We start from the raw sequence: 25,781 nt of genomic DNA on the forward strand, positions 1-25,781 counted from the left end.
TTGGCGAGCCTGATTTTCCAACGCCCGCGCATGTGGTGGATGCCGCTTTCAAGGCCGCTGCGGCGGGGCAGACGCTTTATACCGCGTCGGCTGGCACGCAAGCTTTGCGGCAAGCGGTGGCGGATAAATTCAAGCGCGATAACGGCTTAGACTACACCGCCGATGAAATTACCGTCGCCAATGGTGCCAAGCAGATCATCTTCAACGCCTTGATGGCGACGCTTAATCCCGGCGATGAAGCGATCTTACCGACGCCCTATTTCGTCTCGTATCCCGAGATGGTGAAGCTGCTCGGCGGCGTGCCAGTGATGCCAGCTTGCCCAGCGGAAAGCGGTTTTCGCCTTACGCCCGAAGTGTTGGAGGCGGCCATTACCCCCCGCACCAAATGGCTGTTTCTGAACATGCCGGGCAATCCATCCGGCGCTGTTTACAGCTTGGTCGAGTTGCATGCGCTTGGCGCGGTATTGGCACGGCACCCGCAGGTGCTGATCCTGTCGGATGAGATTTACGAACATATCCTGTTTGACGGTCGGCAATTTGTCAGCTTTGGCTATGCCTGTCCCGAGCTGCGCGACCGCTCTTTGATCGTTAACGGTGTGGCGAAAGCCTATGCAATGACTGGCTGGCGCGTCGGCTATGCGGCTGGCCCCGCGCCGTTGCTGAAGGCGATGAATACGGTGCAAAGCCAGTCGGTGACCTCGGTTGCGGCGCCGATGCAGGCGGCGGCACTGGCGGCTTTAACTGGCCCGCAGGATTGCGTCACCGAATTTCGCATCGCTTTTGAACGTCGCCGCGATCTGGTCGTCGCGGGGATCGCAGGTGTTCCCGGCCTGACGCTCTCCCCGCCCGAAGGTGCGTTTTACGCCTATATCGGCTGCAACGGCATGATCGGTAAACGCACTCCTAAAGGCGATGTGCTGACCGACGATAGCGCTGTGACGCAATACCTGCTGGCCGAGGCCCGCGTCGCAGCCGTGCCGGGTGCTGCCTACGGATTGTCACCGTTCTTCCGCATCTCCACCGCGACTTCCGACGCCGTGTTGTCCGAAGCCATCACCCGCATCGCCGCTGCCGTGGCCGCTTTGGAGGATGCAAAATGAGCCGATTTGATACCATCCTGATCACCGGCGCTGCGGGTCGCTTAGGCACCGAACTGCGCCGGGGTCTGGCCCCATTGGCACGGCGTTTGCGGCTGTCTGATGTGGCCGAGATCAGCTATTTGCAACCCAATGAGGAAGCCGTGATCTGCGATCTGGCCGATGAGGCCGCGATCCTGTCGCTCACCCAAGGCGTTGATGCGATTGTGCATTTCGGCGGCGTCCCGATGGAGCGGCCTTGGGACAGCATCCTAAATGTCAACATTCGCGGCAGCTATCACATCTACGAAGGCGCGCGGAAAAATGGCGTCAAACGGGTGATCTATGCCTCGTCGGTCCACGCTATCGGCTATCACGACTTGGAAACTCAGATCGACGCCAACGCCCCGCATCGCCCCGATGGGCTGTATGGCCTGTCGAAGTGCTTCGTCGAAGATCTGGGCCGCCTCTACTGGGATAAATTCGGCATCGAAACCGCGGCATTGCGGATATTCTCGTCCTTCCCCGAGCCGAAAGACCGCCGCATGTTGTGGTCCTACCTGTCGTTTGACGATTGCATCCGCCTCGTCACAGCGGCTTTGACTGCGCCTCGTGTCGGCTTCACGGTTGGCTTCGGCATGTCAGATAACACCGTGAAAACCGTCGATAACCGCCTTGCGGGCCACCTTGGCTATCACGCAAAAGACAGCTCGGAACCCTTCCGTGCCGGGGTCGAGGCGCGCACCGATCCGCCCGATCCGAACGCGCCAGCGGTGCGGCATTTGGGCGGCTGGTTCGTAGATTTAGGTCACCCCGACGAGGAGTCGAAATGAAGACGCAATATGACGTGGTGATCGTGGGCGGAGCGGTGATTGGCTCGGCGGTGGCGTATTTCCTGATGGCGAACCCCGATTTTGATGGCTCTGTATTGGTGGTGGAGCGTGATCCGACCTACGCCAAAGCCTCGACCTCGCTGTCAGCGGCCTCAATCCGCACGCAGTTTTCCAACGCGATCAACGTGAAGATCAGCCAGTTTGGCTATCAGTTTATCAAGCAATTTCCAGAGGTAATGCAGGTCGGCGATGACAAGCCCGACCTGAATTTCCACTCCGGCGGCTATCTCTATCTCGCAGGCACGCCCGAGCAGGAACAAATCTTGCGCGAAAGCCATGAGGTGCAGCGGGCATGTGGGGCCGACACCGTGCTGTGGGATCAAGACGAATTGGCCCGCGCCTTCCCGCATCTGAACGTCGATGATATTCGCCTCGCCAGCTACGGCCAATCCGGCGAAGGTTGGTTCAACAACACCGGCATCATGTCCGGTTTCCGCAACAAAGCCCGCGCCTTGGGGGCCGAAGTTATCAATGATGAGGTCACGGCCATCGGTCGCACTGGCGATGCCGTCACCTCTGTCACGCTGAAATCCGGTGCAACTGTTCAGGCGGGCACCGTGGTTAACGCCTCCGGCCCCCGCGCGGCCCTCACTGCACGGATGGCTGGCCTCGATGTCCCCGTTGAACCCCGCAAACGCACCCTGTTCGTGTTCGATTGCGCCAAAACTCCCGAAGGCAGCGCCACGGTTAACCAAGGTCGCCTGCCCCTGATGATCGACCCGTCCGGCGTATTCTGCCGCCCCGAAGGCCGTTTCTTCCTGACCGGAGCCGTCCCCGTCGAAGATCCCGCCGTCGATTGGGACGATTTCGAACCGCGTTACGAGGAGTTTGAAGACATAATCTGGCCCGCCCTCGCCAATCGCTCGCAGGGGTTTGAGGCGATCAAAGTGGTTAACCAATGGGCTGGCCACTATGATTTCAACACGCTTGACCATAACCTGATCGTCGGTCGCCACCCGCAGGTGCGCAACTTTGTTTTTGCCAACGGCTTCTCCGGCCACGGCTTGCAACAAGGCCCAGCCGCAGGTCGCGCGGTGTCCGAGTTGATCATATACGGCGGCTATCGCACGCTCGATATGTCCGAAGTCGGCTATGAACGCATCGTCGAAAACCGCCCTTTCCTTGAGAAAGCGGTGATCTAAAACGGGCACGCTGCGATGATGGATCGCCCCTTCCGCCTTCCGCCTTTGAACGCTCTGCGAGTGTTTCAGACCGTGGTGCGGCAGCGTAGTTTTCGCGGCGCGGCGGATGAATTGAGCGTCACGCCGCAAGCCGTCAGCCAGCAAATCAAACTGCTGGAGGACACGTTGGGGCTGGAATTATTTGCCCGCAAAGGCCGCGCGATTGAGCCGAATGAGCAGGCGATTTTACTCGCCCATTACGTCCAAGCCGGCTTCGATGAGTTTGCCGAAGGTGTGCGCCGCGTCACAAAACTCGGTCAGCGCAACCGTATCAACCTCAATGCCAGCCCCTATTTCGCCACCCGTTTCCTGCTGGATCGGCTGGCGGGATTCCGTGAAATCATGCCCGGTGCCGACCTGCGGTTAACCACGATGGTAGAGCTGCCCGATTTCGTCGCCGATGATGTTGATGTGGCGATCCAATGGGGTTTTGGCACTTGGACGCAGTTCGATCAGGTGCTTTTACTGCGTGATATCAAGGTGATATGTTGCACGCCGACGCTGGCGCAAAGCCTGCACGCGCCCGCAGATCTGCGCGCAGTACCGCTGTTGCATTCGGTTCTGGCCGACCTTTGGGCTCCGGTTCTGACGCATCTGGGCGTGGTCGGCGCGATCGCCCAAAGCGCGTTCCGCTTTCAGGATGCCGCCACGATGCGCCGCGCGACCTTGGCGGGCTTGGGCGTCGGTTTGCTCTCCACGATTGACGCTGACGAGGATTTAGCCTCCGGCAAACTGGTGGCTCCGTTTGGGCGCGATGTGATGGCAGCAATGCCAGAAACGCAGACACCGGGCTTTTATCTAGTGCTGCCAAAAGCGCATCGCCGGGTAAAATCTATCGCGGCATTTTGCGATTGGGTGGCGCATGAAAACTGGGCTTTGCCCATTGTTTAGACGGGAGACGGCATGGCGCAGGCATTGGTGACGGGGGCGACCAGCGGCATTGGTCGGGCGATTGCACTGGCGTTGCATGGCGCGGGTCATGAGGTTATCGCGCTTGGTCGCAACGCTGCCGCCCTTCAAGGATTGAGCGCGCTGGGGATGCAAACCCGGCAGGTTGATCTGGCGGATGCAGCCGAATTGACAACGGCTCTGAACGGTCTCGCCCCCGATATTTTGGTGAATAACGCTGGCGTGATGCCGCCGCTGGGCAATTTTTGCGACGCCGATCTGGCCGACATTGATCAGGCGATTAACGTTAATTTGCGCTCGGTTCTGGCTCTGACCCACGCGATAGCTCCGGGTATGCGCGCGCGGGGTCACGGTCATATCTTCTTCACCGGATCGACGGCAGGCCACGCCCCCTTCGCCAATCTCGCGGTCTATTGCGCCACGAAGGCTGCGATTGGTGGCTTTGCCCAAGCCCTGCGGTTGGACCTAGCGCCGCACAATGTCCGCGTCACCGAGATCGTCGCAGGCCGCGTTGAAACTGCGCTTTATAGCACCTTGCTTCCGCCCGAAGCCCGCGCCGCGATGTATGCAGGCAACTCCGCCGTGCAGCCCGAAGATGTCGCAGCGATGCTGCTGGCGGTGCTGGCCTTGCCGCAATCGGTCGATGTGGCGCGGTTCGATATTCTTCCCACATATCAAGGGGTCGCCACGGGCACCCCCAAGAAAGAGGCGTGAAATGAAGGGGTTATCAGTCGTCATCATCGGAGGCGGTGCAGGTTTGGGCGCGCTATTGGCACAGATGGCAGTCGCCGAAGGTGCCAGCGCCTTGGGCATCATCGACGTGAACGCAGCCGCCGCCGAGGCAGCTTTAGCCCCCGCCCGCGACGCTGGTCTGCCGCACGCCTTTGCCGCCTGCGACATACGCACCGCCGAGGCCGCGCACGCTGCCTTCGCCCAAGTTGCCGCCGCTTTGGGTCGCGTCGATACCCTGATCAACTCCGCCGCGATCTATCCGCGCAAGCCGATCCTAGAGATTTCGGATGCCGATTGGGATGCCTCCAACGCGATCAACGTCAAGGGCACCTATCACATGATGGTCGCCGCGATTCGCCAGATGCGCGGCCAAGATCCCATTAACCATATCCGTGGCCGCATCGTTAACATCACCTCGGTCGATGCCTTCAAGGCCCACCCGCAGAACGCGCATTATGCGGCGACCAAGGCGGCGGTGGTGAGCCTGACCAAAAGCATGGCGCAAGAGGTCGCGCCTGATGGCATTCTAGTTAATTCGGTTGCTCCTGCGGGGATGGCTACCGAAAAGGCCCGCGAGTCGGGCTTTCTGAATGAACTCGCCAAAGCCAGCCCTTTGGGTCGTGGCGGTGAGCCGCGCGAAATGGCCGAGTGGGTGCTTATGGCAGGCGGCCCGCGCAACACCTATATGACAGGGGAAAACATCATCGTTTCAGGAGGTTACATCTATGCTTGAGGCAGCCTAGCCCTGCACCCGTTTGAAGGCGACGGTCAAGGCGGTCTCCATCGCAGCACCGCCGCCACCTTGAACGAAAGTTTGAAAAATCATTTCATTTAGGCCGCCCTTGGTGGAATGATCCTGCCGCAACTGCTCAAACGAGGCAGGTTTCTCGCGCAAGACATCGCCCAAGCTGCCGAACAATCCGCGCAGATACAGCGCGGCATCAGCGTCCGAATGACCCTGCGCCACCATCCAAGCCGAGGCGGTTTCGAGCAGGCCGAAATAGCTGCCCATTAAGGCGCTCGCAGCCGCGTATGCATCATACGCGGCCAGATCACTGACAGGCAAAGCGGTGCCCAAAGCCGCAAAAATCTGCATCGCTACGGGCTGGGGCGGGAACACCGGAGTCACCCCCTCATGCCGTTCGACAAATGGCAACGGGATCGCGCGGGCGATATCTTTTGCGCCCGTCCACTCAGCCAAAGTCTCGATATGCAGCCCCGCGATCAGGCTGATAATTGGGCGATTTACTGTGAAAATCAACGGCTTAATCACCATCTCCGCCACTTGAGGACGCACCGCGAGGATCACAACATCGGCCTGATCCAGCACCGCTTGATTGCCAGCAGCGACCGTCACGCCCGGCAGCAGCGCCAGTTCCGCAGCCACCGTCTCACCACGCGGTGAGACGACAATCTGCCAATCCGCCAGCCCCGACGTCTTCAGCCCCCGCACCATATGCGCGGTGATCGTGCCGGTGCCGATAAACCCCAGCCGCATCTAGGCCACCGCCTGCGCGCCGGTAATTTCCACCAAAGATCCGCACATAAAGGCTGCCTCATCGGACGCTAGAAACGCCACCAAGGCCGCCACTTCCTCGGGCCGACCAATCCGCCCAAATGGCACCATCTTGTCGAGATCGGCAATGGTGCGGCCCGAGCGTTTCACCCCTGCCTCCAGCATCGGCGTGTGAATTTCGCCCGGACACACTGCATTCACCCGGATTTTCTGCGCAGCATAATCGCGCGCAAGGTTCTGCGTGAAACTCGCCACCGCCGCTTTGGTGACGTTATAGGCGATGTGGTTTGGCGCGGGGTAAAGCCCCCATTGTGAAGCGGTGTTCACAATCGCTCCACCACCCGCTGCAATCATATGCGGCAGGGCTGCTTGGCACAGATGAAACATCGCGTCGATATTGATTGCGAAGGATAAATCCCAATCATCTAGCGTCAACGACAACAGATTTCCACGCCGATTGACCCCCGCATTGTTGCACAGAACATCAAGGCGCCCCTCAACCGCGATCACATCGGCAATCACCGCGCGACATCCCTCGGCCCCACCAATATCAGCGGCAAAACTGCGCGCACGACCGCCCGCATCGCGCAGCCGCAACGCCGTCTTCTCCGCCCCGTCCGCGTTCACATCTGTCACCACCACGCGCGCGCCTTCCGAGGCAAACCGCTGGCAAATCGCCGAGCCAATACCGCCCGCAGCCCCCGTAACCACAACCACTTTATCCTGAAACCGCATTTTATTCCCCTAACGCAGATAGCTGCCGCCGTTCACATCCAGCACCGCGCCGTTCAGCGACGCCTGACTTGGCCGCAGCGCAAACGCCACCAACTCACCGATCTCGGCAGCCTTGGCCATCGCGCCAATCGGGATGCCAGCCATAGCCGCCGCTTCGCCATGCTGCGCAATAAACGCCTCGGCCATTTCGGTGCGAACCCAACCCGGCGCTATCGCCACCGCCGTAATCCCCTCCGCACCATGACTTTGCGCCACCGATTTCGTAAGGTTAATCAGTGCGGCCTTGCTCGCGCCATAAGCCATCGCGTTCGAGGCATAACCGCGCTGCCCCGCCCGGCTCGCCATATTGATAATCCGCCCACCACCATGCGCCCGAAAGTGCAAGATCGCCGCGCGGGTCAGATCAACGGCGGCGAGGAAGTTCACCCGAAACTCACGCTCCCACACCGCTTGCCACTGGTCCAACGGCGCATCTACGGCCACTTCAGACCGGATGCCCGCGTTGTTAACCAGCCCATGCAATCGCCCGGTCAAAGCCTGCGCCTGATCCCATAAATCAGTTGCCCCTGCAGGCTCTGACAAATCCGCGCCAACGCACCAACCTGCGCCGCCGATCTTAGCCAACAAAGCCTCTGCCCCGGCCCGATTGCGTCCGTAATGGATTACCACTCGCGCGCCTTCAACAACCAAAGCGCTACAAATCGCCTGCCCAATCGCCCCCGTCGCACCAGTGACCAGCACGTTCCGCTCAGACAGGCTTCTCGCCATAGTCATAGTTCGCCCACCTGTGGACCCCATGTATCCGACAGCGCAAACCCGGTGACAAACGGATCATCCGGGTTCACCCGCAACTGCTCGCGACCGTAAATCCACGCTTTCCCGGTGATCCGAGGCAGCACTGCCCGGTGTTTGCCTACCACCGCCTCGCCGATTGCTTCCGCCTCAAATGTACCACCGATGATCGAACGCGAGGTCAAACTGTCACCGACGCTGACCTCACTGCGTTCAAACATTACCGCCAAATTCGCCGACGACCCAGTACCGCAGGGTGAGCGATCGACCCGCCCCGGCTTCAAAGTCGTGCAAGTCACGATAGCGCCGTCGGCGTCGCGCGCCCGAAACATCACATAGGCGACCTCGTCCAAACCGGGGATTTCGGGGTGGTTGACCTTGATCTGCCCGCGCAAATCCGCCTTGATCGCGATGCCCGCCTCAGCCAAAGCCCGCGCATTTTCCGGCACAATCGTTAGGCCAATTTGCTCCACGTCGACCAGCGCATAAAACACGCCACCAAAGGCAATATCGGCGCGTAAGATACCGTAATCGCTGGTTTTCACCTTCATATCCAGTTCCACCACGAACGCTGGCACGTTGTCCAAGCTGACCGACATGCAGCGGCCATTTTCACAGCGCGCCCGCGCCGTGATTAACCCTGCCGCAGTGTCCAGTCGCACAACCGAGACGGGTTCCACCATTTTGACGCGCCCGGTTTCCAGTAGTGCTGTCACCACGCATATGCAGTTCGATCCTGACATTGGATGCGCCCGATCCGGTTGCAGCACGATGAACGCGGCATCGGCATCGGGTCGGCAGGGCGGCAGCAACAGGTTCACAGACATCGCCACATGGCCGCGCGGCTCGAGCGTTACAAAGCGGCGCAGGCTATCGTCTACATTGTTGATGTAGTTCATTTTATCCAAGATCGTTGCGCCCGGAATCTCTGGTGCGCCGCCGACAATGACCTTGCCGATCTCGCCCTGACAATGCACCAGCAGCAGTTCTAACGCGCCGTTCCAAAGTGCTATGTCCGACATGAGTTCATTCCCCTAAAAACGGTTAACACGGTAAGGATACAAGTCCAGCGCGGGCTTCGTGCCGGTGATCAGCTCGCCCATCAGTCGCGCGGTGGTTGCAGCATACGTTAACCCTAAATGCCCGTGACCGGTGGCATAAAATACGCCCTTTGTTTTGGCCGAGGCTGACAATATCGGCACGGTATCCGGCAGGGCAGGGCGGTGGCCCATCCATTCGGTAAATTTCGCGCATTGCAACCCCGGTGTCGCCGTTTGGGCCCGCCTGACCGTTACTTTGGCGCGGCGATAATCTGGTGCGGCGTCCAGCCCCGCCATTTCCACGGTGCCGCCGACGCGAATACCGCCCGCCGTCGGCGTCACCATAAACGCCCGCGCCGGCCAGATGATGGAGTGTTTGATCTCAATGCCCGGCGCCATGATCTGCGTGTGATAGCCGCGCTCTGTTTCCAGCGGGATCGGTTCGCCGAGCAGCGTTGACAGCCTGCCCGAGAACGCCCCGGCGCAGATCACCACCTCATCCGCCGCAATCTCACGCCCATCCGCCAGCTTAACGGCGTCGATTTTATCGCTGCGCGCAAAGCCAACGACCGAACCCTCCTCAACGCGTCCGCCCATAGCCACAAAGCGATCGGCCAAGGCAAGCACCAGTTTATAGGGATCTTTCATCGAACGATTGTCGGGAAACCGCACCGCCATGCCGATTTTATCCGACAAGGCAGGCTCCAACGCGCGTACTTCCGGCCCGCCGATCACCTCATGCGCGAAGCCAAACCGCTTTAAAATCTCGATATGCTCATGGTCGGCGCGAAACTCGGCTTCGTCGGTATAAAGTGACAGGCAACCTTGCTCGCTGAGCTGATCCGCAAGCCCGGTTTCCCGCAGCAACTCCACCGTATCCGCCAGCGCACGGCTGCAAAGCGCCGCCCCCTGCGCCTCTAACGCACGCAGTTTGCTTGGCCGCGACGCCGCAATAAACCGCAAAAACCACGGCACCAGTTTCGGCATATACGAAGGCCGCACCCGCACCGGACCTTCCGGGTCGAGCATCCAGCCGGGTATCTGCCGCCAGATTGAGGGGCGCGACGACGGCATAAACTCCGTCACCGCGATTGAGGCCATATTGCCGAAAGACGCTCCACGCCCCGGCGCATCGCGGTCCAGCAAAACCACCTGCCGCCCGCGCTTTTGCAGATCATGCGCAATGGCAGTGCCGATAATTCCGGCCCCAATCACAACCGTGGTCATGGCTTATTGCCGGTTGATGATCGGCTGCATAGCGGCTGCAAAATCGGCCTTTTCGTCGTCGGTCAGCGGGCCGAGCGGCATCCGACATTCGCCCACTGAAAGCCCCTGCAACTCGCAGCCATACTTGAGCTTCTGGACGAATTTCCCCGATTCCAGAATGTTCATCGCGGTGTAAAGCGTCGCCATCTGCGCCTTCGCCTTCACCAAATCACCCGAGCGGTAAGTCCGATCCAGATCGCAAACCGCCTGCGCCATGCAGTTCGCTGGCCCGCAAATCCAACTATCCGCGCCCCAGAACATGAAATCCAGCGCGATATCGTCCGAGCCGGAAACCAGCTGAATCCGCCCCGCATAGCGCGTCGCAATGCCAATCGCGCGCTGCAACGCGCCAGAGCTTTCCTTGATCCCGATCACCCGAGGATGATCCGCCAGCGCATCCAGCACCTCCCAACCCAGTTCGACGCCGTCCTTATCCGGATAGGAATACAGCACGATATTCACATCGACCGCATCCAACACCGCGTTGAAATGCTTGATCAATTCGGCTTGCGTTGGCTTGGTGTAGAACGGTGTGGCCAGCAGCACAGTGTCATAGCCCAACTCTTTCGCGCGTTTGGAATTGGCGATCACTCCCGCAGTATGCGGCGCGTTGGTGCCTGCGATCAGCGTCTCGGACGGCAGTGCGAAATCCTTCACAAACGCCAGCACTTCCTCACGTTCAGCATCGCTCAGGAAGTTATACTCGCCCGACGACCCACACGGCACCCAACCGCTGACGCCTGCCGCGCGCAGATTGGTCAAATGGGTTTCAAACGCCACGAAGTCGATTTTGCCGTTGGCATCAAACGGGGTGACAAGGGCGGGCATGACGCCGGACAGTTTCAACATGAGGTGGCCTTTCAAAGCGCGAATCAACCGAAAGCCCACACGTGCAGGCGCTGTTCAAAACATGACGACAGCGTGCCGACACGTCAATTTAAAAATATTCTGTGTCGACATGATTGGCAAAAAAGATTAGCCTTTTCCGACGCAATGCAAAGGCAGCAGATGAGCGACGAGACAGAAATCAAGCGGGCGAAAGGCACTGGCGCGAAGTTCGCCTATGAAGCCATTCGCGACGAGATTCTGTCGTTGACCCTCGCGCCGGGTGCGCTGCTGGACGAAACGTCGCTCGCCGATCGCTTCGGCATGTCGCGCTCTCCGGTGCGGGAGGCGCTGATCCGGCTGGCTGGCGAAGACCTTGTGGTTATGCTCGCCAACCGCTCCACCATCGTAGCCCCAATCGACGTTACCAGCTTTCCGAAATACGTCGAGGCGCTGGATATTGCCCAGCGCATGAACACTCGTTTGGCCGCCGAATTGCGCAGCGACGCCGATCTGAAAGCCATCGCCAAACGTCAACGCGCGTTTGAAGCTGCGGTGAAAACTGGCAAGCATCTGGCAATGTCGGAGGCCAACAAGCAGTTCCACATGGCCATCGCCGATGCCGGTAAAAACCCATATCTGTCAGGGTTTTACCAACGTCTGCTCGATCAAGGCCGCCGCATGTTGCATCTGCATTTCCAATACCTAGAACGCACCCATGACGGCTATCTTTTAACCGACGAGCACGCCGACATGCTTGATGCCATTCGTGACCGCGACATCCCGCGCGCCGATGCTTTGGCCCATGCCCACACCCGCCAATTCCGCGATAACTTTATCGGCTTCATGCAGGAAAACTACTCCGCGACCATGCCGCTCGCCACCCCGCAAGCCGCCGAGTAGCCCGGTTCCAAAGCTGCGCGATCCGGGCTAGGCTCGGGCAAACCGCATGAGGGGGCCGCAGATGACGTTCAAAGCACTGGTTGTCGATAAGGACGCTGCGGGCGCGACCCATGCCGCCATCAAAACTCTGACCCTCGCCGATCTTCCGGCAGGCGAGGTTCTGGTCGCCGTCGAATACTCCACCGTTAACTATAAAGACGGTCTGTGCATGGGATCGGGCGGCGGCATGGTGCGCAATTATCCGCATGTGCCGGGGATTGATTTTGCTGGCATTGTCGAGGCTTCAGACGATCCGCGCTACCAGCCCGGCGATAAGGTCGTGCTGACCGGCTGGCGTGTGGGAGAGGCTTATTGGGGCGGTTTTGCGCAAAAAGCTCGCGTCAAAGCCGATTGGCTGGTGCCGCTGCCCGCCACTCTGACCACCCGCGCCGCGATGGCCGTCGGCACTGCTGGCCTGACCGCAATGCTCGCCGTGATGGCTTTGGAGGCGCATGGTTTGCAGCCGGGGCAGGGGCCGGTTTTGGTGACTGGCGCTGCGGGCGGTGTCGGTTCCGCTGCCGTCGCGATCTTGGCGCATCTGGGATATGAGGTCGCGGCCGTCACCGGTCGGCCCGAAACCGAAGCCTATCTGCGCGACCTTGGCGCCACCCAAATCATCCCGCGCGATCAGATCAATGAGACCGTCAAACGGCCGCTGGAGTCTGAAACTTGGTCCGGCTGCATTGATGCCGTCGGCGGTGCGATGCTCGCTCGCGTGCTTGGTCAGTTGAAATATCGCGCCTCGGTCGCGGCTGTCGGCTTGGCCGGAGGCACGAACCTGCCCGCCTCTGTGATCCCGTTCCTGCTGCGCGGCGTCAACCTGCTCGGCATCGATTCCGTGCTGCAACCCTACGCCAATCGCCAAGCCGCATGGGCCCGCATCGCCACCGATCTGCCGCAGGATAAGCTGGAGTCGATGGTGACAATGGCGACCCTCGCCGATCTGCCGCGCCTCGGGGTTGAGATTTTGGCAGGCCAGATCAAGGGGCGCTGCGTGATCGACGTGAACTCGTAGGGCAATTTAGTCGCGATCCTACCACATATGGTGCAGACTGGCTCAAAAGGCGCGTTACACAAGTCCCTCCCCGCTGGGAGGACTTTGTCAGCGACGTGCCTCAATACCGCGTCGTCATGCGATACCCCCGCCGATGCGCCAGCGTCACCAGAGTAACGGCGGCGTTCTGCCACCACGTTGCGCGCTCGACACAAAACACCGGATCGCCCAAAGCATGATCGAGATGCGCGACCATCACTGCATCCGCCGCCGCCGCCAGAAAGCTGATCTCCACCTCCGAGAATGGCACCGTCGCCACCAGCCATTCATTCGGCCCAACGGTTGAGAAATTTTGCTCCAAAGCCATTGGCAAAGCCCCCGCATTGATCCAACGATCCTCTAGTTGAAACGCCACCCCGTCGGCGAAATGCAAACACAGCAGATGCACCACCCGGGCGCGCGCTTTCAACCCCAGCCGTCCCCGCAGCCAATCCGGGGCCACCAGCACCTCGCGGGCAAGCAGCTGATAGCCATAAATCGCCCCGGTTTTCTCAATCTCAGACCGCACCACGGGCATCTCAAACCGCGCTTGCCGGATCGGAGCCATCCGCACCCGCGTTCCCGCCTTACGCTTACGGTCCAGAAACCCCAGTTCCGACACCTCTCGCAAAGCCCGGTTCATCGTGGTGCGAGAGCAGCCGAATTCCTCCGCCAGTTCAACCTCACCCGGCAGCAAGGTTCCCGGCCCCCACGGCCCCTCGGTGATGCGCTGCACAATCTCGGCCATCACCTCGCGGAAAGTCGTGGTCTCATGCTTTGCAATTTCTGCCATCGCGCCCTCCCGAACGCCGCCCTAAAGCGCGTCCACCAGCCCCCGCACAGCCACCCGCCAGCCCGCGATAATCTGATCGCGCTGGATATGCCGCCCGCCGCGCACCTGATGCCGCCCCGCCGACCACAAATCGGTGATGACGTTATCCGAGGCCGCAAACGCCAGCCCGTCCAAAATCTGATCATTCCGTAGCGCGCAAAGCGAGGGATGCGCCAGATCAATCGCCACCACATCCGCCAGCATCCCCACCGCAATCGCCCCAGACTGCCGCCCCAAAGCCTGCGCGCCGCCCTTCGCAGCCTCCATATAAAGCGACTGCCCAACCGAGCCTTCGCCCACAACCATCACATTCCGCGCAATATCCCGCAGCCGCTGGCTATACTCCAACGTCCGCAATTCCTCGGTCAAAGAAATCCGCACATTGCTGTCCGAGCCAATGCCAAACGCCCCACGAGCCGCCAGCCACCCCGGCCCATTGAACGGCCCATCGCCCAAATTCGCCTCGGTGATCGGGCACAGACCCGCCACAGCACCGGACTGCGCCAGCCCCGAAGTCTCCGCCTCCGTCATATGCGTCGCATGAATCGCACACCAATCGGCGTTAATCGGTGTATTAGCCAGCAACCACTCCGCCGGACGCGCTCCCAACCAAGCCGAAATATCCGCGACCTCCTTAGGCTGCTCTGCCACGTGGATATGCACCGGATTGCCCGCCGCAATTGGCAATGCCCGCAGCAAATCCCCCGGATTGGTCGCCCGTAAAGAATGCGGCGCAATCCCCACCCGCGTATCCGACGGCAAAGCCCGGGCCGAAACTCGCGCCGCCTCAACCAACCGCGCAAACCGATCCACATCATTGCCAAACCGCAACTGCCCCGCCGTCAGCGGCTGCTCGCCAGCCCCGCCGTAAGTATACAAAACCGGCAAATGCGTCAGCCCGATCCCTGTCAGATCGGCGGCCGCAAAAATCCGCCCCGACAGCTCGGCAATATCCGAATAGACAGCCCCACCCGGCTGATGATGCACATAATGGAACTCGCCGACCGAGGCATAGCCCGCCTCCTGCATCTCCATAAACACCAGCGCCGCAATCGCCTGCATCTGCTCCGGCGTCAGACGGTCCAGAAACCGATACATCAAATCGCGCCACGTCCAGAAACTGTCCCGCCCGGCGATGCGATGCTCGGTCATCCCTGCCATCGCGCGCTGAAACGCATGGCTGTGCAGGTTCGCCAGCGCAGGCAGGAGCGCCGACACCAGCACATCGCCCGCCTGCACCTTAGCCCCGACCGCGACCGCCGAGATATGTCCCTCCGCCACAGTGATCCTGACATTCTCAGCCCAGCCTTGCGGCAACAAAGCACGTTGAGCAAAAATCACGATGGCGACTCCTTATGTGTAGACATAATAAACATACTCGCATAAACCTTGTTGAGGCAATAGCTTTTGGCGAGGCATCCCGTGCATCCTTCCCCGATCACTCTTATCGGCCTGCAAGCCGCCACGATGCAGTCGTCGGATAGGTCCGGCGCGGACCCCTACGGCTTGATCCAAGACGCCGCTTTGGTGCTGGCGGAAGGCCGTATCGCATGGGTCGGCCCCCGCGCTGACCTCCCCGCTGAACACGCTCGCCTGCCGCAACATGACTGCGGCAACCGCCTGATCACCCCCGCTTTGATCGACTGCCACACCCACGTCGTCCACGGTGGCAACCGCGCCACAGAGTTTGAGATGCGCCTTGAGGGTGCCACTTACGAAGAAGTCGCCCGCGCTGGCGGTGGCATCATTTCCACCGTCAAAGCCACCCGCACCGCCTCGCAAGCCGATTTGGTCGACCAAGCCCTACCGTTCGTCGATGCGATGATCGCCGAGGGCGTCGCGGTGATCGAGATCAAATCCGGCTACGGCCTGAACCAGGTCACCGAACTTCGGATGCTGCGCGCGGCCCGCGAAATCGCCACCCTGCGCAAAATCACCGTCAAAACCAGCTACCTTCCCGCCCAGGCCATTCCTCCCGACTACTACGACCGAGCTGACGCCTATATCGACGACGTCGCCATCCCGGCCCTACACGCTGCCCACGCTGAAGGCTTGGTTGAAGCGGTGGACGGCTTCTGCGAAGGCATCGCCTTCTCCCCCGCCCAAATCGAGCGTCTGTTCACGGTCGCCCGCGCCCTGAACCTTCCGGTAAAACTCCACGCCGAGCAACTCTCCAACCTTGGCGGCGCAGCCCTAGCCGCCCGCTTTAACGCCATCTCCGCCGATCACCTCGAATATCTCGACGAAGCTGGCGTCATCGCAATGGCCGCCGCAGGAACCGTCGCCGTCATCCTCCCCGGAGCCTTCTACACCCTGCGCGAAACGCAAGCCCCGCCCGTCGCGCTCCTTAGAAAACACAACGTCCCGATGGCCGTCGCCACCGACATGAACCCCGGCTCCTCCCCCATGTCATCGCTATTACTGGCGATGAACATGGCCTGCACCCTGTTCCGCATGACCCCCGCCGAAGCCCTCGCGGGGACCACCATAAATGCCGCCCGCGCCCTAAACCTACCCAGCCACGGCACGCTGGCCGCAGGTCAGGTCGCCGACCTCGCCATCTGGAACGCCCAACACCCCGCCGAACTCGCCTATCGCATCGGCTTCAACCCACTTCATCAACGCATCATCGGAGGCGCGCTTTGACCGCACTGACCCTGACCCCCGGCCAAACCACCCTCGAACAACTGGTCCGCATCTACCGCGACGAACTCCCCGTCACCCTCGATCGCGCCGCCAAACCCGGCATCGAACGCGCCGCCGAAGCCATCAAAGCTGCCGCCGCTGGCGATGCCCCGGTTTACGGCGTCAACACGGGTTTCGGTAAACTCGCCAGCATGCGCATCGCCCCCGCCGACACCGCCACCCTGCAACGCAATCTGATCTTGTCGCATTGCTGCGGTGTCGGCGAGGCGATCCCTCGCCGCCACGCCCGCCTGCTGATGGTGTTGAAACTGCTCAGCTTCGGTCGCGGCGCGTCCGGTATCCGTTGGGAATTCATCGAACTGCTGGAGTCGATGCTCGCCAAAGGCGTCACCCCGCAAATCCCAGCGCAGGGCTCCGTCGGCGCATCCGGTGACCTCGCCCCACTCGCCCACATGACCGCCGTGATCATCGGCGAAGGCGAAGCCGAATACCAAGGCCAGATCCTGCCCGGAGCCAAAGCCCTCGCCGCCGCTGGCCTCCAAGCCCTGCAACTCGGCCCGAAAGAGGGTCTCGCCTTCATCAACGGCACGCAATTCTCCACCGCTTTCGCCCTCGCTGGCCTGTTTGACGGCTGGAATGCCGCGCAATCCGCGCTTGTCACATCGGCGCTATCGACCGACGCCATCATGGGCTCCACCGCGCCGCTGCAACCCGAAATCCACTCGCTTCGCGGCCATGCAGGCCAGATCGAAGCCGCCGCCTTCATGCGCGCCCTGCTGGCAGGTTCGGAAATCCGCGAAAGCCACATTGAGGGCGACGCCCGCGTGCAAGACCCCTACTGCATTCGCTGCCAACCGCAGGTCACCGGTGCCGCGATGGACGTCCTTCGCCAAGCCGCCACCACCTTGGAGATCGAAGCCAACGCCGCCACTGACAACCCCCTCGTGCTGACCGAAGCGGGCCTGATCGTCTCGGGCGGCAACTTCCACGCGGAACCGGTGGGCTTTGCCGCCGACATGATCGCGCTGGCCCTCGCCGAAATCGGTGCCATCGCGCAACGCCGCGTCGCCCTGATGGTTGACCCGGTGCTGTCGTTCAACCTGCCGCCTTTCCTCACCCCACGCCCCGGCCTGAACTCCGGCTTGATGATCGCCGAAGTCACTACGGCGGCTTTGATGAGTGAAAACAAACACACCGCCATGCCCTGCGTGACCGACAGCACCCCCACTTCCGCCAACCAAGAAGATCACGTCAGCATGGCCGCGCACGGTGCCGTCCGCCTCGGCAAGATGGTCGCAAATCTCAACGTCATCCTCGGCGTTGAAGCGATCTGCGCCGCCCAAGGCGTCGATTTCCGCGCCCCCCTGCAAACCTCGACCCCGCTGCAAGCCGTCGTCGCCCGCCTGCGCCAAGACGTCGCCACCTTGGGCGATGATCGCTACCTCGCCCCCGACCTGATCGCCGCCGCCAATCTGATCGCCACCGGAGCCCTCACCGAAGCCTCCGCCCTCACCCTTCCCACCTTGTAAATCGAGGCTGATATGAACAAACCGCTCGACAACTCCCGCCACAATATGCGCGACATTTACCCCGCCACTGGCACCGAGATCACCGCGAAAAGCTGGCAGACCGAGGCCGCGATGCGGATGCTGATGAACAACCTGCATCCCGACGTCGCCGAAAATCCGCACGAACTGGTCGTCTACGGCGGCATCGGTCGCGCCACCCGCACCTGGGGCGATTTTGACCGCATCGTCGCCACGCTGAAAACGCTAGAAGATGATGAGACGCTGGTGGTGCAATCCGGTCGCCCTGTCGCCGTGGTCCGCACCCACAAAGACGCCCCGCGCGTGCTGATCGCCAACTCCAACCTTGTGCCACACTGGGCGACGTGGGACCATTTCAACGCGCTCGATAAAAAGGGCCTGATGATGTACGGCCAGATGACCGCTGGCTCGTGGATTTACATCGGCACCCAAGGCATCGTGCAGGGCACGTATGAGACGTTTGCCGAAGCGGGCCGTCAGCACTACGGCGGCTCGCTCAAAGGCAAATGGATTCTGACGGGCGGTCTGGGGGGCATGGGCGGCGCTCAACCTCTGGCGGCTGTGATGGCCGGAGCCTGCTGCCTCGCGGTGGAGTGTGACGAGACCCGCATCGACTTCCGCATCCGCACCCGCTACGTCGATGCCAAAGCGCATACGCTCGACGAAGCCCTCGCGATGATCGCCGAATGGACCGCTGCCGGAGAGGCCAAATCGGTCGGCCTGTTGGGCAATGCCGCCGACATATTCCCCGAACTTGTTCGTCGCATGAAAGCTGGCACCGCCCGCCCCGATATCGTCACCGACCAAACCTCGGCGCACGACCCGCTGCACGGCTACTTGCCGCAGGGCTGGAACGTCGCTGAATGGCGCGCCAAACAGGAAACCGACCCGAAAGCGGTGCAAAAAGCCGCCCGCGCCTCAATGCGCACCCATGTCGCGGCGATGGTCGATTTCTGGAACGCAGGTGTGCCGACTTTGGATTACGGCAATAACATCCGCCAAATCGCACTTGAAGAAGGCTTGGAAAACGCCTTCGCCTTCCCGGGTTTCGTCCCCGCCTACATCCGCCCGTTGTTCTGCAAAGGCATCGGCCCGTTCCGCTGGGTGGCCCTGTCCGGTGACCCGGAAGATATCTACAAAACCGACGCCGCGATGAAGAAACTGTTCCCGGAAAACGACCACCTGCACCGCTGGCTGGATATGGCCGCCGACCGTATCGCCTTCCAAGGCCTGCCCGCCCGTATCTGCTGGATCGGTCTGGGGGATCGCCACCGCGCTGGCCTGATGCTCAACGAGATGGTAAAATCTGGCGAACTCAAAGCCCCCATCGTCATCGGCCGCGATCACCTAGATGCTGGCTCGGTCGCCTCGCCCAACCGTGAGACCGAAAGCATGATGGACGGCTCGGATGCTGTCTCCGACTGGCCCCTGCTCAACGCCCTCGTCAACACCGCATCCGGGGCCACATGGGTTTCCATCCACCACGGCGGCGGCGTCGGCATGGGCTTTTCGCAACACTCCGGCGTGGTGATCGTCGCCGATGGCACCGATGATGCCGCCAAACGGCTGGAGCGTGTGCTGTGGAATGACCCAGCTTCGGGCGTCTGGCGCCATGCCGATGCGGGTTATGAGACCGCAATTGATTGCGCCAAAGAGCAAGGCCTTCGGCTGCCGACAATCTTGGGCAACTAAAGCCGATATGCAAGGAACCGGACGAACTATTTCCGGCTCCTTGCATATCTTTCAAACTTAACCAAAATTTTTCATCTACTCATAAATATCCCACGGGGGTCCGGGGGTGTGAAACCCCCGGCGATCAGCCCAGAAAGCCAAGTTAACCCCGCAACTGATCTCGCAGCGCATTGACCTGATCGCGCAGCGCCGTCAAAGCCGCCAAAGTCATGCCTGACTTCTCCAGTATGCACCCGGGAATATCCGCCGCCCGCGCCTGCATGTCGCGGCCCACGCCCGTCAAAGACACCCGCACCTGACGCTCATCGCGACTATCGCGCGCCCGCGCCACCAACCCCTGAGCCTCCAACCGCTTCAACAGCGGCGTCAGCGTGTTGCTCTCCAGCTGCAACGCCTGCCCCAACTGCCCGACGGTCTGGCCGTCCTCGCCCCACAGTGACACCAGCACCAGATATTGCGGATAGGTCAGCCCCAACGCTTCCAACATCGGCTTATAGGCGTGCTGCATCGCATGGGTCGCCGAATACAGCGAGAAACAGATCATCTCGGAGATCGGCAAAGTGGTGGGCGCTGGCATCATCGGGCTCCTTTCCAGCAGGATAAGTCGCACACGATAAAATCGCAAGGGATTTGAAGCGTGTTGACTTCGCTGCCGACTCGCGTTAAATATATCGCACACGATTAAATCGCAAAGGAAATATCATGTTGACAAAAATAGCGTATTCCACTGAAGCCACCGCAACTGGCGGCGGTCGTGATGGAAAATCGGCCACCACAGATGGCGCGTTGGCCGTCACTCTGGCTGTGCCAAAAGAAATGGGCGGCAATGGTGGTGGAAACAACCCCGAGCAACTGTTCGCCGTGGGATACGCCGCTTGCTACCTCGGCGCGATGCGCTTTGCCGCGTCGAGCGAGAAACTCGGCACCGTTCCGGCGGATGCCTCCGTCACCTCGACCGTCAGCATTGGCCCGCGCGACGAAGGTGGCTTCGGCCTGCAAGTCGAGTTGAAAGTTTCGATGCCCGGCGTTGACCGTGAAACCGCGCAGAAAATCGTCGATCGCGGCCATTTCATTTGCCCATACTCGAACGCCACCAAGGGCAATATCGACGTCACCACCACGCTGGTCTAAACATTCCGGTCTTAAGGCCGGGGTCTAACCCCTTGCCACTACCCCTTGCCCTGCTAGGCTAACCCCAACAGGGCAGGGGGCTTTTCGATGGACCGCTTAAAAGGCAAAGTTGCTATCATCTCCGGCGGTGCCACCGGAATCGGAGCCGCCGCTGCCCGCTTGTTCGCCGCCGAAGGCGCTGCGGTCGGCATCATCGACTGCAATGTCGAAGCAGGCCAAGCCCTCGCGTTTGATCTGGTCCTCGCTGGCCACCGCGCCTGTTTCGCCACCGCCGATGTCAGCCAAAAAGCCCAAGTCGATGCCGCCGTTGCCATCGTAAAATCGCAACTCGGCCCGGTGAACGTGCTGTTCAACCACGCCGGCACCATCGTCATCAAACCCTTCCTTGAGACCGAGGAAGCCGATTGGGACATGCTGTTCGACGTCAACGTGAAAAGCATGTACCTGATGACCCGCGCCGTCCTGCCGATGATGCTGGCGCAAGGCAAAGGCTCCATCGTCTGCACCTCCAGCATTTCCGCCGTCTACGCCACCCCGATGGAGGTGCTGTATGACGCCACCAAAGGCGCCTGCCACATGTTCGCCCGCGCCATCGCGGTGGAGTTTCGCGACAAAGGCATCCGTTGCAACGCCGTCTGTCCCGGCTTTATTGAGACCCCACACGGCCTGCGCGAAGTAGCCGAACTCCCCGCACTCGGAGTCGACGCCTCCGAATCCGCGATCAAAGCCGCGCAAGGCCGCTTCGGCCAACCCGAAGACATCGCCCGCGCCGCCCTCTACCTCGCCTCCGACGACGCTGAATTCGTCACCGGCACGCAACTGTTCGTCGATGGCGGATTTTCGGCGGTTTAGCGCCAATCGGTCGTATCGGACTGCGCGCGTTGAGAGCGATGCGAAAGGTCGCAATTTCGGTCCACAGCCTGACAAACGGCCAGCTAGTATTCTCAGCCAGCAAGCGGATTCATGCCAATGCTGCCGTCGATCTCTCCGGTTTTTGCCGAACGTGCAATCAGCCTGCCGCTGCCCCTTTGGACGCAGTTCGTTCTGTGCTAATCTAACCAAATCAACCCACTAATTAACGTTACCGAAAGGGAGCATCCCATGACCAAACACATCGCAGACCACCGCGAACCGTCGAATGGCGCTCGACTTCAACACTTCTTGCGCCTCGCCCGCGAAGCCTCCCCGGCCGCACCGCGCCAACTCCACCAACGCCCGCAAACCCGCAGCGAAGACAACCGCCGTATGCAGGAATATCTGCGCATTGAGCGCGGGATTGAGGCTTAAGGCTACGAGTTTGCGACGCAATTATTTTGCGACGCAATTATGAAGCGCGGCTAAAGCCCTGTCCGTTGACTGCCAGATGAGGTGACGCTTTCAACGCAGCCTGCGCGTGCAAATTATGCGTTTCGGTTCGTTCAGAAAGCTGTGTGCGGTTCCAAAGCTTGTCGGATACCCCACAATCGCACCGGCCGCGCCGCCGAACACTCCTTACGGATAGCGCGTCAAGGCTGGGTCTGTGCGATTTGTTCCCTACTCCCTCCCCCAGAGTTTCTGCCGCTGACTTTGCAACGCATGCTATTTTAGGAAGGTGCAGTTCATCTGCGGGGGTGGATGATCCCTGCGGATGATCCCTGCGGAGGAGCAAGAGCCTACGCTCATTATTTCGGAGTGATAGCATGACTTTCATACTCGGAACCAACCGCCGGGATTCTTTCAGCATGGGGCCCGGCGACGATATCGTCTACGGCCGTGGCGGCAACGATTATCTGAGTGGCGGTGAAGGCAACGATACGGTCTACGGCGGTTATGACAATGATGTCCTCTCGGGCGGCTCGATCGGCAATGACTACCTGTATGCTGGCATCGGCAAAGATTCCGTCTTCGGCGGACCGGGCAATGATGCGACTTATGGCGGCTACGGCAAGGACCTTCTGTATGGCGACGACGGCGACGATACGGTCTACGGCGGTTATGACAATGACGTGCTCTGGGGCGTGCACGGCAATGACAAGCTGTCTGGCGGCGTCGGCAAGGATGCCGTCTATGGCGGGCACGGCGCCGATACAGCCTATGGCGGTGACGGCAAGGACAGGGTGTATGGCGATTTCGGCAACGATATGGTCTACGGTGGCAAGGGCGGTGACGTGCTGTATGGCGGCGGTGACCGCGATAGACTTTACGGCGGCGACGGCCACGACACACTGTCTGGCGGAGCTGGCACAGACGCGCTGACCGGCGGTGCGGGGAAGGATGTGTTCCTGTTCAGTTTCGGCTCGGCGGTCGGGGCGGCGAACAGTGACAAGATCAACGGCTATGTCTCAGCGGATGATCAGATCCAGCTGGAGGATGCGGTGTTTGCAGCGCTGGCACCCGGCGCGCTCGCTGCAAAGAATTTCGCTGTCAACCTGAGCGGGCTTGCGGTGCGGGCCACCGATCACATCATCTATGAACGCGACACCGGCAATATTTACTATGACCCGGACGGGGTAGGCGGTGCCGCCGGCGAGGTGTTTGCCAATGTCGGGGCCAATCGAGCTGGCTTCGGTGCGCATGAGTTCCTGATCATTTGATCCAGATCGCAACATTCAGCCGCACACTGCGGCCGAGGCTGAGAAATGCAGTCGGCCGTCAGACTGGCCTTATGCTCTGGGCTGGCGCACGGCCCGCGCCGCTTGCCAAAGCCCGGTGGTCTTGGCAAGCGGCGGCGTAACCCGTGACCGTGTACGACCGCCCTCTAGGGATGGGTGCTCTGCCGCCGCGACCAGCAGATCGGCAGGTTAGGCCCGCACCAGCTTCTCATACTGATCCGAGATCCCCAAAGTCAGCGCCCCAACCTCAAAACTATACTCGCCGATCTGCCCAACCGGAGTAACCTCCGCAGCCGTCCCGGTCAGCCAGCATTGCTGGAAGCCCTCCAACTCGGCAGGCAGAATATGCCGTTCATGCACCACAATGCCCTGATCGCGCAGCATCCCGATCACCGTCTGCCGGGTGATGCCGTTCAGGAACGCATCCGGCAGTGGGGTGTGAACCTCGCCATCCTTCACAAAAAAGATATTCGCGCCCGTCGCCTCGGCCACATAGCCGCGATAGTCGAACATCATCGCATCCGAGCAGCCCTTCGCCTCGGCTGCATGTTTCGACATCGTGCAGATCATATAAAGCCCCGCCGCCTTCGCCTCATGCGGGATCGTCTCGGGCGAGGGCCGCTTCCACTTGGCGATGTCCAGCTTCGCACCCTTGGTCTTGGCATCGCCGTAATAATTCCCCCAAGACCACACCGCCACAGCCAGCCGGATCGGGTTGCGTTTTGAGGCCACCCCCATATCCTCGCCAGCCCCGCGCCAAGCAATCGCCCGCACATAGGCATCGCTCAACCCGTTGGCTTTAAGCGTCGCCTGCTTAGCCGCCTCAATTTCCGCCACCGAATATGGCAACTCCATATCCAGCAACGCACCCGAGTTCCGCAGCCGTTCCGAATGCTGCACCGATTTGAAAATCTTGCCGTTATAGCAGCGCTCGCCCTCAAACACCGACGACGCATAATGCAGCGCATGGGTCAGAATATGCACATTCGCTGATCGCCATTCCACCAGCTTGCCATCCATCCAGATGAACCCGTCCCGATCGTCATAACCTGCCATCGCAGCCTCCATATTTGCGAATGTTGCGCAATATAGGTCCAATACGGTCATAATATTGCGTGAAATCACGAATCCGCTAAACCTTATGACTTGGAATGTCAACAAGGCTGACGTATATTATCGGCGGAGGAGACGACCATGCCCGACCCAAGCAACAGCGGCGAAAGCCTGCTGTTTCTCACTGATGAAAACCTGCGCAAAGGCATCGAGGCGATGTTCTTCGCCTATCGCGGGTTCACGGCTGATCCCGACCGTATCCTTGAAGACATGGACTACGGCCGCGCCCATCACCGCGCCGTGCATTTCATCAATCGCTCACCCGGCACCACTGTCGGCAATCTGCTGACCATCCTCGGCGTCACCAAACAATCGCTGAACCGCGTGTTGCGCACCTTGTTTGACGATGGCTTGGTTGAGGCCCGCGTCGGCAAACAAGACAAACGCGAGCGCCACCTTTACCTCACCGACAAAGGCCGCTCGCTTGAACGCGCGCTGTCGGACGCGCAACGTGCAAGGATGCGCGCGGCCTACCGCGCCGCTGGGCCGAGCGCTGTGCAGGGGTTTCGCACCGTGCTAGAGGCGATGATGGACGCCGAGCAGCGCCGCCAGTATCAAGGCCAAAATCAGGGATCAAAAGAGGGCACATGACAGAGCTTCCGCCACATCTTCTGGTCGTGGACGACGACGAACGCATCCGCGGCTTGTTGCAAAAATTCCTGATCCGCAACGGCTTCCTTGTCTCGGTCGCCCGCGATGCTGCCCAAGCCCGTCGCCTGCTCGCAGGGCTCGAATTTGATATGCTGGTGCTTGACGTAATGATGCCCGGCGAGGATGGCATCAGCCTGACCCGCGCTTTGCGTCAAACCCTGACCGTGCCAATCTTGCTGTTGACGGCCAAGGGTGAAACTTCGAACCGGATAGAAGGTTTTGAGGCCGGGGCCGACGATTACCTGATCAAACCATTCGAGCCGAAAGAGTTGCTTTTGCGCATCAACGCCATTCTGCGCCGCGTGCCGGCTGCCAAGCCCGCTAGCCCCGCGCCGAAGGTGTTGCATATGGGCCCTGTGCGCTACGATATGGATCGCGGCGAGTTATGGCGCGGCACCGATCTGATCCGCCTGACCTCGACCGAGGCCGCCTTGATGCGAATTTTCTCGGCGCAACCCGGCACAGCAATGTCACGCGATAAACTCGTCGGCGACATGCCGCGCGATGACAGTGCTGGGCAAGAACGTGCCGTAGACGTGCAGATCACCCGGTTGCGACGCAAAATCGAAGACGACCCAAAATCGCCACGCTACCTGCAAACCGTGCGCGGCGAAGGCTATATGTTGCAAACCGACTGA

27 protein-coding genes are annotated in these 25,781 nt (G+C 60.8%); 17 read left to right on the top strand and 10 right to left on the bottom strand.

Annotated elements, in window-relative coordinates; genetic code table 11:
* From JWS10_RS09275 to JWS10_RS09300, 6 genes are all read left to right on the top strand, one after another.
* Positions 1-1,100, top strand: a 1,100-nt coding sequence (locus tag JWS10_RS09275; RefSeq protein WP_299506635.1) for a pyridoxal phosphate-dependent aminotransferase, incomplete at its 5' end; no start/stop codon positions are given.
* Positions 1,097-1,909, top strand: coding sequence for an NAD(P)-dependent oxidoreductase (locus tag JWS10_RS09280; protein ID WP_299506637.1), 813 nt, complete (start codon positions 1,097-1,099; stop codon positions 1,907-1,909). The genes JWS10_RS09275 and JWS10_RS09280, both read left to right, overlap by 4 nt.
* Positions 1,906-3,111: an FAD-binding oxidoreductase gene (locus JWS10_RS09285; protein WP_299506639.1), complete on the top strand. Its 1,206-nt coding sequence runs from the start codon at positions 1,906-1,908 to the stop codon at positions 3,109-3,111. The genes JWS10_RS09280 and JWS10_RS09285 overlap by 4 nt, the downstream gene beginning before the upstream one ends.
* A 15-nt stretch (positions 3,112-3,126) precedes the next feature.
* Positions 3,127-4,041, top strand: a complete 915-nt coding sequence (locus tag JWS10_RS09290; RefSeq protein ID WP_299506640.1) for a LysR substrate-binding domain-containing protein — start codon at positions 3,127-3,129, stop codon at positions 4,039-4,041.
* A gap of 12 nt (positions 4,042-4,053) precedes the next feature.
* The gene (locus tag JWS10_RS09295) at positions 4,054-4,773 is read left to right on the top strand and encodes an SDR family oxidoreductase (protein WP_299506642.1); all 720 of its coding nucleotides are present in this window, start codon (positions 4,054-4,056) and stop codon (positions 4,771-4,773) included.
* 1 nt (position 4,774) lies between these two features.
* Positions 4,775-5,524 carry an SDR family oxidoreductase gene (locus JWS10_RS09300; RefSeq protein WP_299473637.1) on the top strand — a complete coding sequence of 250 codons (750 nt, stop codon included), beginning with the start codon at positions 4,775-4,777 and terminating at the stop codon, positions 5,522-5,524.
* Between the two features lie 6 nt (positions 5,525-5,530).
* Here the strand turns inward: JWS10_RS09300 and JWS10_RS09305 are convergent, their stop codons facing one another.
* The 6 genes from JWS10_RS09305 to JWS10_RS09330 are packed head-to-tail and all read right to left on the bottom strand — an operon-like array spanning position 5,531 to position 10,989.
* Entirely contained in the window at positions 5,531-6,289 is a 759-nt protein-coding gene (locus tag JWS10_RS09305) for a pyrroline-5-carboxylate reductase (protein WP_299506644.1), read from the bottom strand.
* The gene (locus JWS10_RS09310) at positions 6,290-7,042 is read right to left on the bottom strand and encodes an SDR family NAD(P)-dependent oxidoreductase (protein WP_299506646.1); all 753 of its coding nucleotides are present in this window, start codon (positions 7,040-7,042) and stop codon (positions 6,290-6,292) included.
* 9 nt (positions 7,043-7,051) lie between these two features.
* Complete coding sequence (locus JWS10_RS09315) at positions 7,052-7,816, bottom strand: SDR family oxidoreductase (RefSeq protein WP_299506648.1); 765 nt, start codon at positions 7,814-7,816, stop codon at positions 7,052-7,054.
* Entirely contained in the window at positions 7,813-8,856 is a 1,044-nt protein-coding gene (locus tag JWS10_RS09320) for a proline racemase family protein (RefSeq protein WP_299506651.1), read from the bottom strand. Before JWS10_RS09320 ends, JWS10_RS09315 begins: the two co-directional genes overlap by 4 nt.
* A gap of 12 nt (positions 8,857-8,868) precedes the next feature.
* Entirely contained in the window at positions 8,869-10,101 is a 1,233-nt protein-coding gene (locus JWS10_RS09325; protein WP_299506653.1) for an FAD-dependent oxidoreductase, read from the bottom strand.
* Positions 10,102-10,104: 3 nt separating this feature from the next.
* Positions 10,105-10,989, bottom strand: coding sequence for a dihydrodipicolinate synthase family protein (locus JWS10_RS09330; protein WP_299506656.1), 885 nt, complete (start codon positions 10,987-10,989; stop codon positions 10,105-10,107).
* 159 nt (positions 10,990-11,148) lie between these two features.
* Between JWS10_RS09330 and JWS10_RS09335 the strand changes: the two genes are divergently transcribed.
* Both JWS10_RS09335 and JWS10_RS09340 read left to right on the top strand, forming a co-directional pair.
* Complete coding sequence (locus JWS10_RS09335; protein ID WP_299506657.1) at positions 11,149-11,868, top strand: GntR family transcriptional regulator; 720 nt, start codon at positions 11,149-11,151, stop codon at positions 11,866-11,868.
* Positions 11,869-11,929: 61 nt separating this feature from the next.
* Complete coding sequence (locus tag JWS10_RS09340) at positions 11,930-12,922, top strand: MDR family oxidoreductase (RefSeq protein ID WP_299506660.1); 993 nt, start codon at positions 11,930-11,932, stop codon at positions 12,920-12,922.
* Positions 12,923-13,022: 100 nt separating this feature from the next.
* On the opposite strand, the gene JWS10_RS09345 is transcribed toward JWS10_RS09340, so the two are convergent.
* Positions 13,023-13,733, bottom strand: a complete 711-nt coding sequence (locus JWS10_RS09345) for a GntR family transcriptional regulator (protein ID WP_299506662.1) — start codon at positions 13,731-13,733, stop codon at positions 13,023-13,025.
* Between the two features lie 21 nt (positions 13,734-13,754).
* The gene (locus JWS10_RS09350; RefSeq protein ID WP_299506664.1) at positions 13,755-15,113 is read right to left on the bottom strand and encodes a formimidoylglutamate deiminase; all 1,359 of its coding nucleotides are present in this window, start codon (positions 15,111-15,113) and stop codon (positions 13,755-13,757) included.
* A 126-nt stretch (positions 15,114-15,239) separates the two neighbouring features.
* Between JWS10_RS09350 and hutI the strand changes: the two genes are divergently transcribed.
* Genes hutI through hutU form a run of 3 tightly spaced genes read left to right on the top strand, consistent with a single transcriptional unit; the run spans position 15,240 to position 19,657 of the window.
* Positions 15,240-16,418: an imidazolonepropionase gene (gene hutI / locus JWS10_RS09355; RefSeq protein WP_299506739.1), complete on the top strand. Its 1,179-nt coding sequence runs from the start codon at positions 15,240-15,242 to the stop codon at positions 16,416-16,418.
* Positions 16,415-17,947 carry a histidine ammonia-lyase gene (hutH, locus tag JWS10_RS09360; RefSeq protein WP_299506666.1) on the top strand — a complete coding sequence of 511 codons (1,533 nt, stop codon included), beginning with the start codon at positions 16,415-16,417 and terminating at the stop codon, positions 17,945-17,947. The genes hutI and hutH overlap by 4 nt, the downstream gene beginning before the upstream one ends.
* 12 nt (positions 17,948-17,959) lie before the next feature.
* Entirely contained in the window at positions 17,960-19,657 is a 1,698-nt protein-coding gene (hutU, locus tag JWS10_RS09365) for a urocanate hydratase (RefSeq protein ID WP_299506668.1), read from the top strand.
* Between the two features lie 142 nt (positions 19,658-19,799).
* Here the strand turns inward: hutU and JWS10_RS09370 are convergent, their stop codons facing one another.
* Complete coding sequence (locus JWS10_RS09370; RefSeq protein WP_299506671.1) at positions 19,800-20,234, bottom strand: MarR family transcriptional regulator; 435 nt, start codon at positions 20,232-20,234, stop codon at positions 19,800-19,802.
* 125 nt (positions 20,235-20,359) lie between these two features.
* Between JWS10_RS09370 and JWS10_RS09375 the strand changes: the two genes are divergently transcribed.
* From JWS10_RS09375 to JWS10_RS09390, 4 genes are all read left to right on the top strand, one after another.
* Positions 20,360-20,788, top strand: a complete 429-nt coding sequence (locus JWS10_RS09375) for an organic hydroperoxide resistance protein (protein WP_299473595.1) — start codon at positions 20,360-20,362, stop codon at positions 20,786-20,788.
* A gap of 87 nt (positions 20,789-20,875) precedes the next feature.
* Complete coding sequence (locus tag JWS10_RS09380; protein ID WP_299506673.1) at positions 20,876-21,640, top strand: SDR family oxidoreductase; 765 nt, start codon at positions 20,876-20,878, stop codon at positions 21,638-21,640.
* A 249-nt stretch (positions 21,641-21,889) separates the two neighbouring features.
* Entirely contained in the window at positions 21,890-22,075 is a 186-nt protein-coding gene (locus JWS10_RS09385) for a hypothetical protein (RefSeq protein ID WP_299506675.1), read from the top strand.
* Between the two features lie 392 nt (positions 22,076-22,467).
* Positions 22,468-23,361 (top strand): calcium-binding protein, encoded by an 894-nt coding sequence (locus JWS10_RS09390; RefSeq protein ID WP_299506678.1) that lies wholly within the window; start codon positions 22,468-22,470, stop codon positions 23,359-23,361.
* A 207-nt stretch (positions 23,362-23,568) separates the two neighbouring features.
* On the opposite strand, the gene JWS10_RS09395 is transcribed toward JWS10_RS09390, so the two are convergent.
* Entirely contained in the window at positions 23,569-24,435 is an 867-nt protein-coding gene (locus JWS10_RS09395; protein WP_299506680.1) for a branched-chain amino acid aminotransferase, read from the bottom strand.
* Positions 24,436-24,573: 138 nt separating this feature from the next.
* Here JWS10_RS09395 and JWS10_RS09400 point away from each other — a divergent pair, with 138 nt between their 5' ends.
* Complete coding sequence (locus JWS10_RS09400; RefSeq protein WP_299473585.1) at positions 24,574-25,083, top strand: MarR family transcriptional regulator; 510 nt, start codon at positions 24,574-24,576, stop codon at positions 25,081-25,083.
* Positions 25,080-25,781 (top strand): response regulator, encoded by a 702-nt coding sequence (locus JWS10_RS09405; RefSeq protein ID WP_299473583.1) that lies wholly within the window; start codon positions 25,080-25,082, stop codon positions 25,779-25,781. Before JWS10_RS09400 ends, JWS10_RS09405 begins: the two co-directional genes overlap by 4 nt.

It is taken from the genome of Cypionkella sp., from assembly GCF_028290025.1.
In the GTDB taxonomy this organism is placed as follows: domain Bacteria; phylum Pseudomonadota; class Alphaproteobacteria; order Rhodobacterales; family Rhodobacteraceae; genus Cypionkella.

What these genes read in the sequence shown, in the direction of transcription:
- JWS10_RS09280 (WP_299506637.1), top strand. Translation starts at nt 1,097, where the DNA reads ATGAGCCGATTTGATACCATCCTGATCACCGGCGCTGCGGGTCGCTTA.
- JWS10_RS09285 (WP_299506639.1), top strand. Translation starts at nt 1,906, where the DNA reads ATGAAGACGCAATATGACGTGGTGATCGTGGGCGGAGCGGTGATTGGC.
- JWS10_RS09290 (WP_299506640.1), top strand. Translation starts at nt 3,127, where the DNA reads ATGATGGATCGCCCCTTCCGCCTTCCGCCTTTGAACGCTCTGCGAGTG.
- JWS10_RS09295 (WP_299506642.1), top strand. Translation starts at nt 4,054, where the DNA reads ATGGCGCAGGCATTGGTGACGGGGGCGACCAGCGGCATTGGTCGGGCG.
- JWS10_RS09300 (WP_299473637.1), top strand. Translation starts at nt 4,775, where the DNA reads ATGAAGGGGTTATCAGTCGTCATCATCGGAGGCGGTGCAGGTTTGGGC.
- JWS10_RS09305 (WP_299506644.1), bottom strand. Translation starts at nt 6,289, where the DNA reads ATGCGGCTGGGGTTTATCGGCACCGGCACGATCACCGCGCATATGGTG.
- JWS10_RS09310 (WP_299506646.1), bottom strand. Translation starts at nt 7,042, where the DNA reads ATGCGGTTTCAGGATAAAGTGGTTGTGGTTACGGGGGCTGCGGGCGGT.
- JWS10_RS09315 (WP_299506648.1), bottom strand. Translation starts at nt 7,816, where the DNA reads ATGACTATGGCGAGAAGCCTGTCTGAGCGGAACGTGCTGGTCACTGGT.
- JWS10_RS09320 (WP_299506651.1), bottom strand. Translation starts at nt 8,856, where the DNA reads ATGTCGGACATAGCACTTTGGAACGGCGCGTTAGAACTGCTGCTGGTG.
- JWS10_RS09325 (WP_299506653.1), bottom strand. Translation starts at nt 10,101, where the DNA reads ATGACCACGGTTGTGATTGGGGCCGGAATTATCGGCACTGCCATTGCG.
- JWS10_RS09330 (WP_299506656.1), bottom strand. Translation starts at nt 10,989, where the DNA reads ATGTTGAAACTGTCCGGCGTCATGCCCGCCCTTGTCACCCCGTTTGAT.
- JWS10_RS09335 (WP_299506657.1), top strand. Translation starts at nt 11,149, where the DNA reads ATGAGCGACGAGACAGAAATCAAGCGGGCGAAAGGCACTGGCGCGAAG.
- JWS10_RS09340 (WP_299506660.1), top strand. Translation starts at nt 11,930, where the DNA reads ATGACGTTCAAAGCACTGGTTGTCGATAAGGACGCTGCGGGCGCGACC.
- JWS10_RS09345 (WP_299506662.1), bottom strand. Translation starts at nt 13,733, where the DNA reads ATGGCAGAAATTGCAAAGCATGAGACCACGACTTTCCGCGAGGTGATG.
- hutI (WP_299506739.1), top strand. Translation starts at nt 15,240, where the DNA reads ATGCAGTCGTCGGATAGGTCCGGCGCGGACCCCTACGGCTTGATCCAA.
- hutU (WP_299506668.1), top strand. Translation starts at nt 17,960, where the DNA reads ATGAACAAACCGCTCGACAACTCCCGCCACAATATGCGCGACATTTAC.
- JWS10_RS09370 (WP_299506671.1), bottom strand. Translation starts at nt 20,234, where the DNA reads ATGCCAGCGCCCACCACTTTGCCGATCTCCGAGATGATCTGTTTCTCG.
- JWS10_RS09375 (WP_299473595.1), top strand. Translation starts at nt 20,360, where the DNA reads ATGTTGACAAAAATAGCGTATTCCACTGAAGCCACCGCAACTGGCGGC.
- JWS10_RS09380 (WP_299506673.1), top strand. Translation starts at nt 20,876, where the DNA reads ATGGACCGCTTAAAAGGCAAAGTTGCTATCATCTCCGGCGGTGCCACC.
- JWS10_RS09385 (WP_299506675.1), top strand. Translation starts at nt 21,890, where the DNA reads ATGACCAAACACATCGCAGACCACCGCGAACCGTCGAATGGCGCTCGA.
- JWS10_RS09390 (WP_299506678.1), top strand. Translation starts at nt 22,468, where the DNA reads ATGACTTTCATACTCGGAACCAACCGCCGGGATTCTTTCAGCATGGGG.
- JWS10_RS09395 (WP_299506680.1), bottom strand. Translation starts at nt 24,435, where the DNA reads ATGGCAGGTTATGACGATCGGGACGGGTTCATCTGGATGGATGGCAAG.
- JWS10_RS09400 (WP_299473585.1), top strand. Translation starts at nt 24,574, where the DNA reads ATGCCCGACCCAAGCAACAGCGGCGAAAGCCTGCTGTTTCTCACTGAT.
- JWS10_RS09405 (WP_299473583.1), top strand. Translation starts at nt 25,080, where the DNA reads ATGACAGAGCTTCCGCCACATCTTCTGGTCGTGGACGACGACGAACGC.